Source organism: Treponema porcinum, from assembly GCF_900167145.1.
Classification (GTDB): domain Bacteria; phylum Spirochaetota; class Spirochaetia; order Treponematales; family Treponemataceae; genus Treponema_D; species Treponema_D porcinum.
Genome location: NZ_FUWG01000003.1, coordinates 180,234 through 199,697, shown reverse-complemented (window position 1 = coordinate 199,697; position 19,464 = coordinate 180,234). Strand labels below are relative to the sequence as shown.

The following is a 19,464-nucleotide window of genomic DNA, read 5'->3' as shown; positions in this document are numbered from 1 at the left end:
GCCATGCTTTTCAACGTTCCGTCTTATGGTGATATTTTCGTTTTCAAAAATTGTATTTGTGTTCATAGTACTACCTCATTATTTATATATATTATACCTATTTACAACTTTTTGTAAATGTTTATATTTCCATTTCATAATCGTTTTCTTGATTATGAATACCTTTACCTGCCTCTGCCTTTTTAGGAGGACAGGCTTTGTTTATCTTCTCATAAAGTCTTTTCCTGTCATAGGCAGATGAAGCAGTGTTGTTTTCTGCCCTTACAACTTCTGTAAGAAAATCTTCTGTATTTGCTTTGCCGTTTTTACCTTCGCAGCCGCACTTTTTCATTATTGAAAAGATTTCTTTCTGTTCAGAAGAGTCCATTGTACGGATTACAAACTGAGCTGCACAGCAGATATTGTAGGCACTCTGTTCAAGTTTGCGGCTCTGAAGTGTTTCAAAGATTTCTTTTCCAAACTCTGATATAAGTTCTTCATTATGATTTAATTTAGGTTTAATTCCCATTTGTTCAGTAGGCTCTGGATAATCAACGGAAATCTGTTTCTCGATTGTGTCTTCAAGTCCGTAAAAAATCATCTCCGGTATTACAGGGAAACCGTTTCTGTCCTTACTGCTTGAGTTTTTAAGTTCTTCAAGGCTTGTGTAGCCCCATTCAGAATCCTGCGTATTACCATTTAAAACTACATATCCATAAAGTTCATCTCCACCGTCCCATTCAGAGAAATAGAATGAGGAAGCTCCCATTATATACTTAAAAGCAAGAGGATGTTTTTCATCTTCGGTAAGGATTTCTCTTTTGCCTTTAATTGCCTCAGCTTTAGAAGAGATTTCTTTGATTATGCCTTTGAAATGTTCTCCTTCTTCTCCCTGTGTATAACCTAAAATAAGCTGATATTGTTCTTTTGGTAACAGGGCTTTTGCATTTTTAATATCCTCGGCAGTAAGTTCAATATCTTTTTTATTTTCAGTTTTTAAAAGAAAATCAGGTTCAGAAATTATTCCGTTTTTAATACACTCCTGAAAAACAGGATTTTCCATCAAAAGCTTGTCCGCTTCTTCCTGAATAATGGCATAAGGTTTTAAATCCAGTTCTTTTGAAACAGTCTTTTCTGCAATTTTTTCCAACACATCCCATTTTGCAACCGATATTTCTGAATTAAGTTTATCATCGGTTTTGTTTGTATCAAATCCGTAGAAATCAATCTGATTCTCCAAAAGCCTTGCAACACATTCTTCTTTTAATTCTTTTTCAGCAGGTTTTTCCTGAGATTCAGTAAAACTTTCAAGAACTTCATTTTTTGTTTCCCTTACATTTCTTGCAGAAAAATAATCTTCAATTTCCTGCCAAGAAAGAATTTTTGGGTTTTCAATATTTGCATTTATATTATATTGTAAAAGCTGCTGCAAAATAGCTTCTGGAATAATTTCTGTCGAACCTCCAGCTTTTTCATATTTGGAAAGAAGTAAATAATCTTCTTTGGTCAGTTCATAAGGCTGAATATCACGTTTTCTTTCACTGTCATTAAAATAAACGAAACTTCCGTCATTTGCATTTCTTCCAGCAGTGAGATGAAAACTTGCCCTGTCTAACCCGCTTGCAAAATCATCATAAGACATAAGTTTTCTAGCTTCATTTGCAGATATTTCCTTTCCTTTTTTAATTTCCCAATACCCCTCCTTGTCTTTTGTTGTAACATGAACATATTTCATATTACAAAGCGACATTAAGACCTGATGTCTGGCATCATTTTTTGTTTCACATTCATTTATATACCGCTGTTCCAGTTCAGTAAAATGTGTATTGCTGTATTTATCAAGTATTTTATTGCACTGTTCAAGAACATCATCAATTTGATTATCCTCTTTGATTTCCTCTCTGGAAGCAATAAGTTCTGCCTGTTTTTCAATAACTTCTGCTTCACTTACAGCATCAAGACGTTCAAGGTGGGAAAGATATTCTTCGATAGTTCCGGATTTTTCTGGAGTAATCGGGTTTACATCAACTTCCATGCCATTGAAAGTAATGTTTTCATCGCCAATGGCATTGAAAAGAGAAGCTTCACCCCACCTATTCTCAGGATTTTTTGAATCAAACTCTACAAGAAGCTTAATTTTTCCGTCCTTTTCCGGGTTTCCGTAAATCTTCACGCCGTTAAGCGTAAGGTTTTGTTCTATTTCAGAAGAATCAAGTTCCTCAAAGATTGCTGCAATGTCTTCTTTTAATAACGCTTCCGCATCCGAGAATGAGTATTTTTCACCTTTAATTGTAAACGAATTTTGTGAGATTTCATCACTTGATTTTTCCTGTGGTTGTGGTATATTGGTTTGTGGAGGAATGACGTATTCATTCTCTCTGTTCGGGCTGACCACCGACTGCGAGAGTTTTTCTTTCGTATGCTGCTCAGCCAGAAGCCTGACCTTTGCAGCTGCAAATAAAAGCTGGTCAGGCTTTTTTATTTTATTCACAACATTTGAAATATCCCGCTTATGAGTACTGATTGAAATGTATTCATCTTCGATATTTACGACAACGGACTGAACTGCCTTTGTCTTTTCGTTTATCACATAGGATTTTGCGTAAACATGAGAATTCTCCATATCACCAAAAATTGATTCCTTTTCTTCATTGATAATCACATCTGGAGTTGAAAGGACATCATGAACTGCCTGCAAAAGATTTTTTCTGTCCTTTACTTCAAGTTTTTCAAACTGATGCGCACCGATTTTTACAGTTTCAATCGGAGTTTTTAAGCGGTCACGAGGAAACAACTTGTTGTAATTTTCGCGGGTAAAGTCAATTTCAGGAAGCGGTTGAGCAACTTCATTCAAGGCATATTTCAAACCTTCCCTGAGTTCTTCTACCGGTAAATCAGAAAGGCTTTCAGATTGAACTTTTTTTGCTGCTCCAGTTTGTATTTCAAGAACTTCTTGATTTTTTGCTTCTGAAAGAGAATGAAGGTTTTCGATTTCTTTTTCTGATTCAATATAAAACTGTCTGGAAAGTGCAATAACATCCTGGAAAACTTCATCAGGGATTTTCGGAACATCTATTCCCATTCCATCTGCATAGCCAAAACCGCCGTCAGAATAACTTCCGACAAAATCTCCGTCTTTTGAACTGTATATATCTGAACATTTTTCATCATCATTATATTCAAAATAAAAACCGTACAGATTTTCAGCCTTTGCATTAGCTTCCTGAGATGAAAGCAAAGGAATTTCATTAAACTTAATGTTATTATCATTGAAGAGTTTTCTTACAATCACCTCATTGTCTTTTGAAATACGAAGAACACCATCAAAGGCAGTTGAAAGGTTATCAAGGTCGGATTTTAAAACAGGACTGTGAATCTCACCGTCATAACCGTAATCTTCAAACCACCAGTCCATTTTTGCTTTTTCTGCAAGTACATCACAAGCTCGCCACTGTTCAGCTGAAAGTTCAACCTTTTCTTCAGCAGACTGTTCCATAGATTCTGCTTTTCTTACAAGTTCAAGGTCTTCTCGATACTTTACAGAAATTACTTCTGCTTTATGTATAAGCTCAGAATTATCATCAAGTTCTTCAAGAGATTTTCTCCAGGCATCCCAATTAAAAGAATTCATTTTTTTATAATCAGCACCAGCCATTCGAGATTCGCCATATTCAACGTCTTCTATCATATTTGCAATGAGATGAAAAGAATAACGGTTCAAATCTTCATACTGACTGTCTTCAAGCTGGTCATAAAGCTTTTCAATATAATCAGTTGTATTTTTAGCTGCCATTTCAATACTGGAGTTGAAAATATTCTTAATGTGAGTTTGTACAGATTTAACTTCTTCTTCTGACTTTACAACTTTACCATGTTCAACAATAAAAGAAGTATTAAGCTTTTTATTTTCTTCCATTGCTTTTTCAAGTTCTGTAAATCTTTGTTTATAAGAAGTTTCCAAAAGTTCCTGTACAGGTTTAATGATTTCTTTCAGAGCTTTTTCCTGCTCTTCTGTTACTGAAGGAGCATAAACTTTCTTCCAGTTTGATTCAAAAGTTTCAAGAACTTCAGGATGAGAGCAGAGCATGTGAAGATTATCTGAAAGGGAACCAAGAGGTCTCTCATCACCAAGTTCATAACGATAAGGAGCATAAGAAATATCTTCTTCAGGGAAGAACATTTCAAAATCAGTCTTATAATGACCACCACCCCATTTTTCATTTAATTCTGGAAGAATAGCATCTGCTTCCTGTAAAGAAAGAACTGTTCCGCCTTCAATATAATTGTCGTAAGAACTTTCATTGTGTTCACCAATTTTGATATAAGGAATCTTATTTTCAATAAATCTCTTTTCTTTTTCTTCCTGAATATGTTTAAACTCTTCTTCAGAAACAATTTCAACATTAAGAGGGTTATCAACCCATTTGCCGTCAAAGCCTAAAGATGTAAGTCCCATTTTAGAATGATAATAAATATTTCGGTCTTCAAGAATTGTCCTTACATAAGAGGCTGAGTCATAATCAACTTTGAAAACTGCATGGTCGATGTCATAATTTGTAAACTTTGAATCTTCCACAGGTTCCCATTCAACCTTATAGCCGTTTAAGCTGAGGTGTTCTTTTAATTCATTAAACTGTTCATTACTGAGCCTGAAAATCGTAAAGTTTACTGAGAAAGCATTATCATCTGAAACAGAGATTTTTTTTTCAATTGTCTGTTTCTGCTCCATTACAATTTTCTCATCATCAAGAGATTTTTCTTTTGAAATTACAGGCACGATTACCGTATCTGGATTAACAATTCCCATAGCAAGATTCAGTTCACCAAGGGAAAGTTTGTCATTTCCGTTTTCAAGTTCGGTTTTATAAAGGCTGCATAAATCTGAAAAAGTTTCGTCTCCTGTAATTTTAATTCCAGAATCTTCAAGCTGTTCCTGCATGTCGTGGACATAATAATCGTTGATGTAAACATCCAGCCTTTCAAAAACTTCGCCGGCATTATTGAAAGTCCAGTTGTCTTCATCAAAAGCAGGTAAATCGGAACGGTTGTCAATGTATTCCTGACGCTGAAGGTCAAAGACTTTGATTTTACCTTCTGGAGTTACTTCCGTCCGCATTTCCATGACACCAAGAATTTCTTCAAGTGTAACAGGTTTTATCTCGATAGAAACATTGCTGTTTATCCTTTGTTCAGAAACAGGTTCATTTTCTATATTGGAAAGTTCCATAGAAAATTTTTTATTATAAACAAATTCAGGTTCTATCGCAGGAATACTCTGTTCTACTAATTCATTATATAACGCTTCATAAGCCGCTATACGATTTTTTAAAAGACTTCTGTCTTTTTCTGATTTAATATTTAAATCAGAAATAAAATTCTCACCAAAAATATTAAAATTGGCTAATTTCTTTTCATCAGTTACAAGGATTGTAATGCCATTTCCTTCTGGGTCATCAAAAACAATGTCATTTGGAATATTTATGCCAATTCCAGCATTTAGCCCTTTATTTCTTAATTCTTCAAATTTAGACACAGCTTCTTTTGCCGTAAGATTTGTAATCGGTTCAAAATCAGCAAAGGCATCAAATTCAGCCGTTGATTTTACAAAGAAGTTGTATTTTTTCCCTTCATCTTCCGTTATCTGAACTTTTGTTATGTTAGCTTCCATTGTTTTATTCTCCTCTATTTAATTGATTCCTCTGTAAATTTTGAGTTTTCCAGTATTTGAGAATTAACACCTTTCAAAAGGATTTTATTCTTTGCGTCAAAAATTAAGGCTCTTTCGTTATTGTCCTCGCTGTAGATAACGCCGTTTATGCCAATCATAGAAAGAAAACTTGAAGTAATTGCCATATCGTTTCTTTTGGCTTTTTCTGTGATAAACTGAATCAATGAGTAAGTACTCATAAGTTTTTTCAGTTCATAAGCTTTTGAATCGTAAAACTTTTTCAATTCTTCCTGTGCAAGAGTATTTTTTTCTTCCTCTACAGATGTTTTACTTTCAATAATCTGTGGCAGCTGCTTAAAAAGTTTTTGTCCTTCATCATAAAATAAGAAAGACAGGGCTTTTGTAGAAAAAAGTGAGTCTAGGCATTCCTGCGGATTTTCTTCAAGTAGACTGTCTAAGTTTAAGAAAGTGCTGCGGTCAGGAATTTCAATATCAAACCATTCGTTTCGAGTTTCAAGATGCCGTCTTCGGATAGTAAGGTTCATTGCATCTTCTTCTGAAAAAGAAGTAATTACACCTACTCCAAACGGCAGCTTTACTTTTCTGATATAATTTGTTGTAGCAATAAAAGCCTTCTGATTCTCCATACTATACCTTCCTTTAGTCAGAAATAGACCAGTCGTCTACTTCATTAGATTTATTTTTTGATTTATTAACAGCAGGTTTAGGATTGTTTTCCTTGTTCCATTTGTCAAAAAGATTATTTACATCTTTCTTTTTTGGACCATTTAGACTTGAAAGCCATTTACCTACTTCTTCCCTTTTTTCTTTAGGTACTCTTGCAATACACCATCCGGCTGCTTCCAGAGGTTTATCTTTGAACTTTGGAAGTTTAGAAATTTTATTAAAAACTTCACGGAAGTTATCTGTAGTTACAATTATATTTGCAAGATTATCCTCTTTTCTGCGCTGATAACGGTTTTCTTTGATTCTTTCAAGAGATTCAAGATACTGCTCAATCGTTCCGGACTTTTCAGGTTTAATCGGATTAAAATCAACTTCCATACCGTTTGCCAGTACCAGATGACGTTCTGCAAGTGCATTGAAAAGGTTGTCTTCACGCTCTGCTTCGTTGTCAAATTCTACGAGAATATGAATCTTGTTGTCTTCTTCATATCCGTAATTTGACGGAACGTAAAGTTTTGCTCTTTTTGCAAGTGAAGGTTCATCAAAAGTTTCTGCAATAATCTGATTCGCTTTTTCAAGAAGATTTTTTTCAACATCTTCCCTTTCTTCTTTGAGAAGTTCATCAACTTTTGAAGCTGGTATGTAAATCAGGCTATCAAAATCAAGGCTATTCAAGCTATTTACAACCATATCTTTCAAGTTGTCATATTCTGATACATCTGCAATTTTGTCATTGACTTTTGTAGTAATCTTGCAGTTTACAAGGTCTGTACTTGTCTGAACCTCATATTCTTCGTGAGTATAAGGGTCTTCAAATGTTGTATAAGCAAGTCCTACATCTTTTAAGTTATCAAAAGTCGGTGTAGACATATATTCATCAAAACAGAAATCAGAAATAAGCTGTTTTGCTTCGGTTAAAGACTCTGTATAATCTTTAAGTTTTTCCAGTTTTTTGAATGTGTCAGGAAATTCTTTTTCCATTTCACCGTCTTCTTTAATTTCCTGATAAACATATTTGACAAGTAATTCACAACCAATAGACCAGTTTCTGTCACCTACTCTGTCTGCTTTTTCCATGTAGTCATCAGGACCAGCTTTATCTCCTTTAATTGCAGAAAGAGCTATCCAGTTCTTTTCATGAATAAACCAAGATTTTGTTTCTTCAGAATATTCAATCGAATGTTCGCTGATTGTATCAATGCCGTTGCCTTTACTAAAAATGTCATGTCCGTCAGCGGTATATTTTGTTATAGCTTCAATATGTGAAAAACAATTTTCAAGAGCATTTGCAGTTTCAAGGTCGATTTCAATTCCGTTATCTGCAAAGGCTTTCTGAGTAAGTCCGCCCTGTCCGGCAAAACTTGCAGAAAGCATTTCATCTCTTGCTTTTTCGGAAACAGTCATTGTTTCAACATTTTTGTAAAGGTCTTCCTTTGCAATACCTGCTTCAATTAAAGCTGCTTTTGTTTCTTCCGGCTGGATTGCAAGGAATTCCTCTTTTGGTGCATAGATTTGAACAAGTTCATCAGAGAAAAGAACATTGCTAATTTCATTGTTTTTTAATACAATGTTTCCGTTTGTTTCCTGCGATATGTATTCAAGTACATCGGAAACAATGTCAATTTCTTTCTGTTCAATTTCTTCTTCAAACCTTCTGTCAATTACTTCGTTAAGACGGTCATCTGCACTTCCCCATTCATTTGTGTTTGCAATGTAATCAAGCCCTTCCTTATCAATCGGATATGACTGATTTTCAACTGTAACTTCAAACCTTGCACTATTTGGAGATGTTTCGGCATATTCTCTTCTAAGATATTCAGTAATGCTGTTTTCGATTGCACTGTCAAGTAATTTTGCTTTTAGTTCTGCCTGATATTTAATGACTTCGGAATAAGTTTTAAAGTTTTTGTTGGCATAGGAATTATATTCCTCAAGAGTGTTTGCCCCCATATCAGTTGTATAATTCCCATTACGGTCTTCAAGATGAATAAAAAGTTCACCGTTTTTCCATTTTTCAATTTCATCAATTTCGTTGAATTCAGGATTGCTGTATTTGAATGAAATATTCTGTTCGATAAAATCAAGATTCCTGTCATATACCTTGTTTATATCTTCTACAGTTTTTACAGTATCAGAAAAACGGCTTGGTACAGCACTTTGATTCAATTCATTGTAATCTTTTACCGTAGCATCGTATTCTTCTTCTGATAAATAGGAATATGATGACAGGAACTCCTCTTTAGAAAGTTTTGGAAAATCTTTCATTTTTTCTTCATCATCAATGAAAGAAATTTGTTTTTCATTTCCTGTAAAATCAGAAATTTTGAAATCTACAGGTGGAAATGTTTCAAAAATTCTGTGAAAATGTGTTTTAATTATTTCAAGCTGAGATATAAAACCTTTTAGGGATTCTATATCTTTGTCATCAGCAGTTCCTGAATGAAGTTCTGAAAGTTCTTTTTCGTTCCAACTAAGAACATTATCAACAATTTTATGAGTAGAAACATATTCAGTTTTTCCTGTTTCTTCATCAACAGTATAAAAGTAAAGGTCTTTCTTTGTTTTTTTCAGTTCAAGACCGTTATCAAGATGTTTATAAAACAGTTCTTCTGCTAGGTCGTCAGAGATAGAAACATTTTTTTCATTGAAATAATCTTTCAGGTATTTTATGGTTTCTTCATTAGATAAGTTTTCAAAAGTATTTTCCATATTCCCACCTTCTTTTTCCTTCCATAATTTCAGGGCTGATTCTTTATTCTTTTCGTTGATGGTTGCCCAGTTTATTGTTTTACGCATTGCTTCCTGTTTCAGATGGCTGTCTTTTCCCAGGTCTTCTATAAGAACCTTTTCAATTACAGTTTTGAAATTTTCATAAGTATTTTCTGTAAATGTGTTCATTACAACCTGTTCACCATTATGATATGAATATGGGATTCCGCTTATTTCGCCCTCGCCTTTTTCACCAAGAATGTAATTGTTGTAGTCCACCCAGCAACTTTCCTTATCTGTAATTGTGAATTCTACACAAACTGAACCGACATAAACTTGACCTTTGTAATCTTCCTTAATATTTCCGCTCGTAATTTCTTCTTTTACTGCATTGAACTGTTCTTCCGTAAAATTATCCCAGTTGAATTCAAGCGGCTGAGGCAAAATGTATTCTTTGAGTGCTTCACGATTTTCAGGTGTATCTGGAAAATTAAAATATTCAAGGTTTTCGTCAGAAATCCAGATGTCTTTTCCATTTTCAAGAAGCTTTCCTCCGGTTTCAAGTTTCCATTGCTGAGCTGCATCATAATCAGAATTAAAAACTTCCATGTAATCCCAGCGTTCAATATGACGAGGAACTTTTACACCTTCACTGTTAGAAACAAAATTATCACCATAACCACGGATAAGGTCTTTGAAAGGAATTTTGTCTTCTATTCCAAGTTCCAAAGATGCTCTGTCTGGGCGGACAAAAGAAAGAGATTTTTCTCCGTAAATTGCGGCATCATTTCCCTTTATTAAAGCTTCCAAATCAGCACCAAAAATTCCTGTTCCATAGTCTATTCTTATATCGTGAGAATCTTCGGTATAAGTTTTTTCAATATTCTCAAGGGCTTTCTTAATATTTTGAGTTTTTTCAGATTTTGTGTAATCATTTATTTTTTTTTCTGCAAGCGGATTGTATTTTTTTGAAATTTCAAACGCTTCGTTGATGCTGTCCGTAAGAAGCATGTCAGGGTTGTTTTCCTTTAAATCCATAAATTTTCGACGGGCAAAATCATTAACTTCATTCTGAATAGTCATCCAGTCAGGAGTAATTTCATTGTTTATGAGCCTTTTTGCGATGTCATCAGAAACATCAAACCGCTGTTCAGCTCCATCACCAAAACCATAGACATCGTCATAACTTGCAGGTTCAAGGTCTCCGAAGTTTATGTTTGAATATATCATGCGAGATACAGTTTCAAGAAGCACATGTTCGCTATCTTTTGAAGGAAATTCTTCCTGCACCCAATCATAAAGTTCCTTGAAATTCTGATAATCACCATTTCCTAAAGACGAGGTTTTTCCTTCAAAGAATTTTTCCATTCGCTCAAAAGCCGAAGAGTCGATGGCAATATCTTGTTTCTGCTGTTCAACAGGACTGAACAAATCTTTCATCGTAGCTGTTGTAAATTCTGCAACTGAACTGAAAGAATTTTTTTCAAAAATATCTCGGTAATTTTCAAAAATGAATTCAACAGTTTCTTTGTCCCATTCAATCATTTCAGCCTGCTTTTCGTTTCCGTCAAGTTCGGCGATGCGGTTCAATACTGTTTCTGTAACTTTTCCAGTAATTCGTGCATGACATTCCGACAAAACAAGGTTTTCGTCATCCTTTATGTCCTGGTAATGTTCATCGTTAATGACTTCATTCCAGATTGAAGTTCCTTTGAAAATCTCAAGGCCTTTATTCCAAAGCATTGGATTTTCTTTGCGTGTAAGGTTATCCCAAAGATGAGTATATTCGTGCATAGCAGCTTCAGCCGAAAGCACATCAGAATTAAGGTAGATTTTACCATTATGTGCAAAGCCGTAGGTTGTGCCGTCATGAATAAAATTCTGTGTACGTGCATTAAGCATATCGTGTTCTTCAAATGAGAAATAACCTTCTTTGGAAACAATGATATGGTCTAAAACAGGTATGCCGATTATGTCAGATGCTTCCATTAGCTTTTGAGTTGTATTTATATCTTCATAACTTGGTTCAAAATTACCGGAAGGATGATTATGAAAAATCAAAACAGAAGCAGCAGAATTTCTTACGGCTTCTTTAAATACTTCCCTTGCATGAACAATAGAACGATTTATTGTTCCGACTGTTACGGCTCTTATTTCTTTTACTTTATAGCTTGCATCAAGAAGTACGACACCAAAGTTCTCTACTTCAGAATTAGAAAAATCGTTTAGATAAGGCACAATATCACTTGGAGTACGTACTGAAATGTTTGCTTTTATTTCTTCAGTTTTCATCTGAGTTATAAACATTGAGCCGTCTTCAAGCGTGTTACTTGATTTTTCTGCTGGTTGTGATATATTTGAATTGTCATTTACGTCAGAGATAGCCACTGCGGCTTTTTCATTGTTGTCAATGGAATTATGCGACAGAGGAGTGCTGCCCTCTAATGACATATTTTGCTCCTGCTTTCTGGCAGGAGTTATTTTTTCAAAGCGTCCCCTTTTTATTCCGTTTTCTATTTTATATTCCGGCTGTTCAAAGGTCGTTCCAAAAAGAATAATCTTGCCTTCATTTACACGCATAAAAACACAGTCAATCATTTTTCCGTATCTTTTTGTAAATCCGGTTGAATTCTGGTCTTTATCAAAATAGATATTGTCATAATTATCCAGGACATTCTGAATGTTTAAAAAAGTCCTTGCATTGTGATGTCTGTTGATATAATGGTCTGCAATATAGGATTTATCAGCATAAAGATTACGGTCTTTTACGCCTTTAAATATTTGCATGTCACTTTCTGAAATGACCGCTATCGGTTTTCTTTCTTCAGTTCCGTTTTCCGTAAATATTTTTTTAACCTGTAACTGGTCTTTGTTCCATAGCGAATCTTCCATTTCATCAGCAAGATTGAGCCAGGATTCAAGAGTCTTTTCTGCATTTCTTTTTTCTTCCCGACTTATCTGGTCAATTCTGCTTTCAACAAAGTTCTTTCTTTCATTGTTTTTTTCTATTAAATTGGCAAGAATAGCTTTTTCTTTAATCTGATGAGATTCCAGTATGTCTTTAAGCTTTTCTTGAATTTCAGGAATATAATCTTTCCGGGATAATTCAGCTTTCGATACTTCAAGAACTTCTTTTAACATATCAAAGCCGAACTGAGAAAGAGGGTCTATTATATCAAAAGAGTCATTGGTTAAATTGTAAAAAGAATTATTATTAACAGAACCCACATTGTTTCTATTCTTATAATTGCAAAGTAATCTTAATTGGTCATTTTTATCTTTTTCAATAAATAATTCAAAATCATAATATGGAATTTCTGAATAATTAAGGTCTGTAATTTTTACTGGTTCATTATTAGGAAATATATCCTGATATTTTTGCATTTCAAGAACAAACGATGAGAAAGAATGGTTATTTATCGCAGATTCTTTTTCTGCAAGCTCCTTACTTTTTTTCTGTTCATTTGAAATTGCTTCTTCCTGTTTTTTTACAGAAGCACTGAGTTTTTTCAAATCAGAAAGACTTGTCGCCATTTTCTGTAAAACAGCCTGGCTTTCAAGAATTCTCTCAAATTCTTTCTTGTCAGTTACAACTTCAATGCCTTTTTCCTGAAGTTTGCTTAAAACATATTCTGAAGGAATAAACGGTTTATTCAAAATTTCATTTTCTGAATCGATTTCAGCGAGCATCTGGCCGGATTCATTAAAACGGTTTAATTCTGGATGTTTTTCAAGAAAATCAGCAATGGCATCTTCTGGAATCTCAGAAGCTTCAATATCAATGCCGAACTTTTTTGCAGCTTTTCCAATCTGTTCTCTTGCAGCATCTTTTGCAGGCAGATAGGTTTCTTTTTCTGCAAGTATATATAAATCATCCCATGTATAAAATGAATTAGATTTATTGTACAAATCCTGCATAGACTCAAAAAGACCTTCATCAAAATAATCTGCCCTTTTAGCAAGAGGTGATTCGAGCTGAAACTGTATTTCATCATGCAGATAATTAAGCATTCCCATAGGTGTTTCTACATCAACAATTTCATTGTTTTTATATTCAACAAAATTTCCGTTTTCTCTATCGAAAAGAAACTTAAATGAACTTTCATCGTAGTTTGCCATTTTCAATACAAGTTCTGCCCTGTCATCACCAAGAGTGCCGCCAGTTTCATGCTCAAATGATTTTTCAACTGCAATAATTTGTTCTCTGTTATTGCTGTCGATAGATTCAAGAGAACCAACTTTTTTAAAACTGGAATTGTTTCCCTGTCCCTTTTCATTCCAATTTTTAATCATGAAATCATTTCGGAAGTTTTTGAATTTTTCATATTCTTCTATATGAAGTTTTACTGCATCCTTAATCATTGAATTAAGTTTTTCAACAAAAGCTTTGTCCTTAATAATGATTTCATCGCCACCGTTTTCAAGATTTCCCTCATCATTATCCCACGAATAGCGCACAGTAAATTTGTCATCAAGTTTTTCTTCAAGAGTTTCTTTTGAAAAATCGCCTTTCCAGATATATAAATCATCATAACGAAGGGATTTTCCCAAATCCAAATGAAGCTGGTTTACAGAAGAAAGGCCCTGTTCCTTTACATAATCCCTTATCTTAATATAAAGGTCAGGTTCTGAATCTTTAATGATATTCAAAATATCTTCATTATTTTTAAAATTCCATCGTGGTTCTTCATAAATAAGAAATTCTGAAGAATAAGGAATACCATCTTTTTCAAGAGCTTCTTTTGTATAGATTTCAGGGAAAGCCTGATTAACCCTTATATCCTTAAAATGTTGTGAATGAATTTCTTCAAGTTCAGAGACAATTCCTTTTATACTTTCAATAATATCATCATCTGCGGCCTGTTCATACCAGAGAGAAAGTTCCTTGTCATTCCAGTTAATAATATTTTCAATCATTTCCTGTGATTCCAGTGGAAGAGGACTTTCTTTCCCAGATTCTGTATCAACTGCACAAAAACCAGAACTATCTTTTTTTAGTTTTAGCTCAAGCCCATTTTCAAGATACCTGCTGTATATTTCATCAGCAAGTTTGTCCGATAAAACGATATATTCTTTATTTAAAAAATATTCTTTAAGTGCATTTACACTTTCTTCCCATGATAATTTTTCAAATTCCATAAGTTTATTCTCCATTTGATTATTGTTTATGATTTCTTTCTGTTTTTCAAAAAAAACAGAGTCTTTTTTAATGGCAGCAAAATCTGATGTTGTTACTGTAGTGCCGTTGATTACAGGATAAATACAGACAGGAGTTCCTTCATTTTCTGCATCATTCAGGCAGACATTCATATCGAAATCTTTGCCCTTATATTTAAATCCATACCAGCAATCATTCAGCTCAGATTCAGAGATTTCAAAAGGTTCAATTTCAACAGAATCCCCATCTGAAAGCATGATTTTTCCCTGAATATTTTTACCATCATAATTCAAGCGGATTTTTGAGCCTTCAAAAATTGTTAAAAGATTATTTTCTGACATTTTTTACCTCACCACACCTGATTAGTCTGAAATGGACCAGCTTTCATCTTCTTTTGATTTGTTCTTCACCTTTGCATTAGCTTTAGACTGTTCTGGTTTTACAGTTTCTTTTACCCAACTCTCAAAGAGTTTGTCTGTTTTTTCCTTGCTGGTACATCCCTGTTTTTCAAGCCATTCTTGTATTACTGACGGACTATTTGCGTGCTTAAAACAATATGCTGCTGCTTTCTGCGGATTACCGGCAATCTGCCTCAGTTTTAGAGAAGATTTGAAGTAATCCTTAAAGTTCTTAGGAGTAATATCTTCTTCAGGTACATAATGTCCGTCATCTACAGTAAAACCATTTGGTACTCGTGTATGATGTTTAAGATAATAGCTTCCACCACCATTTTCACGATATTCTTTTAAGCCTTGTTTTGCATCTTTGTAGTTATCCCAAGCAGTCTCTTCTTCCCAGCCATAACCATAATTTGATATTAGGGTATACTCATTGTGAGTTTTACGCTCATACTGCATCTGTATATTTTCCTGTCTAATATTTTCTGTAATATGAGGAACAGGATTTTTACCGTCTACAAAGTCTTTAATGGTGATATTTACAAAATCATTTACAGAAAGTTCTTTTACAGATTTTAAGTTTCCTTCTTTCCATTCTGTAAAATTATCCCGGATATAATTCCAAGAATCTTCATTCCATTTGTAAGCTGCAAGTTTAATTTCATCAGAAGTAATGACATGCTGTAAAGGAAGATTCCTGAATCCGCTGACAGAAAGATTTACAAAGTATGTATCATTTGAAAGCACAGTTCCGTCTTCTCGTGGGAAATTACTTGTGGCATCCATGTATTCAAGACCGAGCTTGTTGCAGATTTCTTCACATTGCTGCTGAATACGGATAGGAGTCCATTCTTTTGCAGAAACTTCAAAATTGATACCGGCAAAGTTTGTGTCATGGATTCTTTTCAAATCATCTCTAAACGGCTGTACATCATTTATTCTGTCAGAACAGAATTCTTCTGCAAGTTCTTTTCTAAGGTCATAAAGTACAGTGCCGACATTTTTTCTTACTTCTTCTGAAATATTTCTGAATAATTCAGCACCTTCTTTTCCGGCAAGGCGAGCATGAACTTCTGATGCAAGCAAATCTTCATCACCTGCAATATCTGCATAGGCTGGATTACGTTCAATCTCTTTCCAAGTGTCTGTTTTCTTTAAAAGCTCTACGCCCTGTTTCCAGAGTTCAGGATTTTTCTTCTGAACAGTTTTATCCCAAAGATGAGTGTACTCATGAATTGGAGTTTCTGCATTGAAAGAATCAATGTTGATGAAGATTTTATTATCTTTTACAAAACCTAAAACTTGACCGTTTGAGATTTGACCTTCTGCATTTGTTTTAGCAGCTGTGTAATCAGCTATTGATTTTTTTACAAATTGTGTTATATTTTCATTAGGTTCACGTGCGGCAGAATTGACCTCTGCATCAACAGTTTCTGTTGACGATGAATGATGGATTTGGTCTCCATCCTCGTGAACCTTAATTTTTGCATTGTCGATATTTGTTACAGACTTGTTACTTCCAATAATATTCAATAGAGATTCATCTGATATTCGGTTTGCTTTTTTCCAGAAAGTTTTTCCTCTCATAGAATTGTTTTTATTACCATCGAGAACTTCTTCAAAGTATAAACTTGTTCCATCAGGCATATTTTTTGCATAAATTATAGAAGGTCGTTCTATAATCTGTCCTGCTACAAAAACTTTGTTTGTTACACCATATACAACACGGTCTGGAGAAGTAATAACATCGTTTAAAGAAGCTAGGTCTTTTTCCGTTACTGCAACATTTCCCCTTTGTGCTTCAGTAATAACGTTACCGTGATTCTTTACAACATGAGCAATAAAATCAGTAGTAATTTCGTGTTTATATCCCTCAAGATTTAATCCACATTCTTTAGCCTCTTCAACCTGCCAATTTTCAATTTTCTTTAATTCACATTTTGCAAAAGGAATTGCTTTCATAAATTGTGGCAATTCAGAAACATTTGTAAATGCTGGAGAATGGTCTTCAATCCATTCCTGTGCGTCTTTTTCAAAACCTTCTGGATCATATTCTCTGTAAAGTTTACCACATTCATAGTTGTTTACAGCCTCAATAATTTCCTGCTGTGTAATAAAGTTTTTTGTATCTTCATCACGGAAATCATCAGGGAAGAAATCAGGAAAATAATTGTTAATAAGATTATCCAGCTGCTCTTCTGCATTAACCTGAATTACACCGTTTTCGATTTTTTCGACTTCTTCAAGGAATACATTTGCATCATCACCCGGCTGTAAATATTCTGTATGGTTTGAATAATCATAAGAAAGCACTACTCCGCCGACAGAATCTTTTTCATAATGAAAATGACGGTTGTAACTCTGATTTAATAATCTTTCAAACGGATATTCATCAAAAGCATTTTCAGGTTCAAGTGTAAAAGAACCGTCATGGAAATAATCATTGAGGTATTCTTCATAATCATCAAGGGACGGAAGTTTAATTTCTGGGCATTTTACATTTTTATATTCCTGAGTTACGACACGAAGCACATCGGCTTCCGTAAAATCATTAAAATCGTGTCCGTAACCATTGAGTATATTATCAGTATCACAAGAGGCAACAGGAGTATTTTCATAATAAAGTTCCCATGCCTGATCATAGCCGCCTGTCGCAATGCTCCACTTACCTTTTGTTACTCTGTTTTCATCGTAATCATCAAGTTTATATTCACTGTCAAATCCTTTGTCGTATGCTTTAAGAACTGTACGCAGGTCATCAAGCGGATTTGTAAGAGTTTTCATGTATTGAACTTTTTCGTATTTTGGAGTTTTTTTATATCCTTCAAAATCATAGACTGTAAGTTCGCCCTTTTTTGCACCTAAAGCAACAGCTAATCTTTCTACTGATTTGTATGAAGGAAGATAAAAACTTACAGAATTGTTTTCAAAAACATCATGTTCCTGAAGGTCTTCAAGATTACGAACTTTTCCCGAATCATCTTCAAAAACAAGATATTCAACACCCTCATTCCAGTATTTAGCCTCAATGTCTTCTACAAACTCTTTTGTGTAAAGTTTTTCTGGAATAACGGCAGTAACATCTTCGCCCTGAGAAGAACCTTTAAGGCTTGCAAGAACAAAAGGCTCTCCTGTCTGCAATTCCATAACCTGTGTAAGAACTTCATGCGTTGCATTTGTACTAGACCAGTGACTTCCCATGTCACCAGCTTTTGAATAGCGTTCAAAGACATTACGCCATTCTTTCATTTCTTCTTCTGTGTATTTTGAGCCGTCTTTTTTAGGGAGTTCTGTATTTACAGCTTCTTCAAGGCTTGCATACTGCGCTATGCCGTCTTCAAGGTCCTGTTCACTTGGTTTTCCGCCGTTTTGGAAGAATGTATCAAAATCGTCTGAGATTTCATTCATTGTGTCTGCAAACTGGCTCATACTGCCGTTAGGAATATCATTGTTAATGATTTCTGAATATCTGCTTCCTGTATAAGTTTCAATTATAGAAACTTCAAGTTCTGAAAGTTCTTCGTCAATGTCGTAATACTGTTCTTCGGGCGGAACTTGTCGGGCATAATAGTGTACCGGCTTATTCTCGCTGAAAGATTCCGGACTGTATTGTTTTACCCAGTTTTTAAGAGAGTCAAATGAAACAGAGCTGTTTCTTTCTTCTGGATTCTCAACAAACTTTTCATTATAAAATTCTTCCGCTTTATTAAAGACACCGTTTTCTTTTGCCCATGCAAAATCTTTTTCCGTCATCTTAGAAAAGACTGCATCAATTATTGCGGGGTCATCAGAAACTGCCGCCCACTGTGGAAGACTCATTGAAAGATTTGTCTCTTCTCTTACCTTCTCAGTAAGCACATCGTTTCTTTTGATTTCATCAAAGCGGACTTCCCTGTTTTCCAAAATCCATCTAAGCTGATTAGTGTTGTATTCCTCAATCTGAACACAAGCCAAGTATGTCCAGTATTCGGCACTTCCAGCCTGTATTCTGTCTGCAAACTTTTCAAAATCTTTTGAGTCAATACTTCTTGAAAGTTCAAGGAACTCATCGCTTGAAATACTTACGCTGTTATCAAATTTTTTAGGTTCAGCAGGTTCTGTACTCTGATTCTCAGAAAGAAGATTTTTATTCTTTACAGCTTTTTCTGCCTCATGAAGTTCCTTATGTGCCTTATCGAGCTGCTTTTTTGTTGTTCCAATACGCTTTTCAAGGTCTTCTTTAATGGCGGTTTTTAGTTCGCTGATGTGATTTGAGTTTGCAAAATTTTCGTACAAGTACCAAGGCTTCTTTTTTTCGTCGATAAAGTTATTATTTTCATCATAATAAACAATAGCTTCATTTGTATTGTTTTTAATTGTACATACAATACTGTCATCATCTCTTTTTGATACATATATGAATTTACCCTCTGTAATATCATAAAAAGAAGCATTGTCCGAAGCAGAATTATCTACTTGAACTTTGATTTTGTTTATATCGTACCAAGATGTATGATAAGACTGAATTTCTTTAGTAGCAGGAATAAACTCTTTCATGGCTTTTGCGGCTTCAATAAATTCTGTGAAATTCCTTTTGCCTCGTTCAACGCTGTCTTCTTTGAGTCTCTGATTGTTTTCATCAACAGTCTTTTTTTCTTCATTCAATGAATTAAGTTCATTCTTTAATTTTGAAAGCTCACTAAGTTCAAGCTCCATTTTCTGCAACTTTTCATTTGCTTTTAAGACACGGGTGAATTCATCTCTATCAAGAACTACATCAATGCCCATTTTTCGAAGCATTACAATTTCAAGATATTTAGCACTTTCTTCTGTTCTATTCTCATCAGCCATTTTATTTTTCTCCTGCAATATACAATTATTTGTTG

4 protein-coding genes are annotated in these 19,464 nt (G+C 34.4%); all 4 read right to left on the bottom strand.

What is annotated here, in order from left to right:
• Positions 1-121: 121 nt before the first annotated feature.
• From B5D55_RS02530 to B5D55_RS02515, 4 genes are read right to left on the bottom strand one after another with little or no spacing between them, the layout of a single operon-like run.
• Positions 122-5,647 (bottom strand): LPD25 domain-containing protein, encoded by a 5,526-nt coding sequence (locus B5D55_RS02530; RefSeq protein ID WP_078932423.1) that lies wholly within the window; start codon positions 5,645-5,647, stop codon positions 122-124.
• A gap of 14 nt (positions 5,648-5,661) precedes the next feature.
• Positions 5,662-6,294, bottom strand: coding sequence for a hypothetical protein (locus B5D55_RS02525; RefSeq protein WP_078932422.1), 633 nt, complete (start codon positions 6,292-6,294; stop codon positions 5,662-5,664).
• Between the two features lie 13 nt (positions 6,295-6,307).
• Positions 6,308-14,542 carry a JAB domain-containing protein gene (locus tag B5D55_RS02520; protein WP_078932421.1) on the bottom strand — a complete coding sequence of 2,745 codons (8,235 nt, stop codon included), beginning with the start codon at positions 14,540-14,542 and terminating at the stop codon, positions 6,308-6,310.
• A 21-nt stretch (positions 14,543-14,563) separates the two neighbouring features.
• Positions 14,564-19,429 (bottom strand): PBECR3 domain-containing polyvalent protein, encoded by a 4,866-nt coding sequence (locus tag B5D55_RS02515; RefSeq protein ID WP_078932420.1) that lies wholly within the window; start codon positions 19,427-19,429, stop codon positions 14,564-14,566.
• Positions 19,430-19,464 lie beyond the last annotated feature (35 nt).